This is a genomic window from Methylobacterium sp. WL116 (assembly GCF_008039455.1).
Lineage (GTDB): Bacteria > Pseudomonadota > Alphaproteobacteria > Rhizobiales > Beijerinckiaceae > Methylobacterium.
The window spans coordinates 1-814 of sequence record NZ_VRUV01000989.1 but is presented as its reverse complement, the minus strand read 5'-3'; the positions used below and the strand labels follow the sequence as shown (position 1 = coordinate 814).

1 protein-coding gene and 1 pseudogene are annotated in these 814 nt (G+C 70.9%); both read left to right on the top strand.

Translation table 11 applies throughout. The features are described from left to right. Window positions 1–264, top strand: a 264-nt coding sequence (locus FV223_RS28965) for a LuxR C-terminal-related transcriptional regulator (RefSeq protein WP_147730039.1), incomplete at its 5' end; no start/stop codon positions are given. Window positions 265–610: 346 nt separating this feature from the next. Further along, window positions 611–814 (top strand): annotated as a pseudogene (locus tag FV223_RS28960) (hypothetical protein); the annotation flags it as partial.

Genomic DNA, 814 nt, shown 5'->3' with positions numbered 1-814 from the left:
CCGCCCGCCCGCGGCGCCGCGCGGAAGGCCCCGCTCGCCGAGCGCATCGCCCGGCTCACCCCGCAGCAGATGCGGGTGCTGCTGATGATCCGCCAGGGCAAGCTCAACAAGCAGATCGCCCACGCGCTCCAGGTCGGCGACTCGACCGTGAAGGCCCACGTGTCCGAGATCCTGCGCAAGCTCGAGGTGATCAGCCGGACGCAGATCGTGATCGACACCGCGTCGCTCGACTTCGACCGCCCGCAGGACGGCCATGCCGGCTAAGCGCGCGCGGTCTTCGCACCACACGCGATCTTGAGATCCGGCAGTTTCCTGCCGATCCGAGCGATCTTTGCAGCCTATGATAGCAACGGCCCGGCCCGGCCTTAACATGCGTCAACCGGACCGGCACGATCGACTGGTGCTTCGCCGGCGGAGCCCGGTCCTGTAGGCTCCGGACCCCGGTGCGACCTTTGCGACGACGCTCGGATCGCGCGGCTGATCCGCCGGTTGCCCTGCCGGATCGACGCCCCATCTTCCCCATCGAGGGCGGCGTCAGCGAACAGGATCGACCGTGACCGTTTTTCGAACCATCCGTTTCCGCGGGCTCGCCCTCGCGGGCGCCCTCGCCGTGGCGCTGCCCGCCCTGGTCCACGCGCAGGAGATGCCGCGGATCGACGGCGCCCACAACGCCCTGCTGATCCACGGCAACTTCTGCGGCCCGGGCAACCGCGGGCCGGGGCACCCGCCGGTGGACGCCCTCGACCTCGCCTCCGACGTGCTCCACCTCCACGCCGCGCGCGACCGCCTCGACCGGATGCTGGCGCGCGAGAAC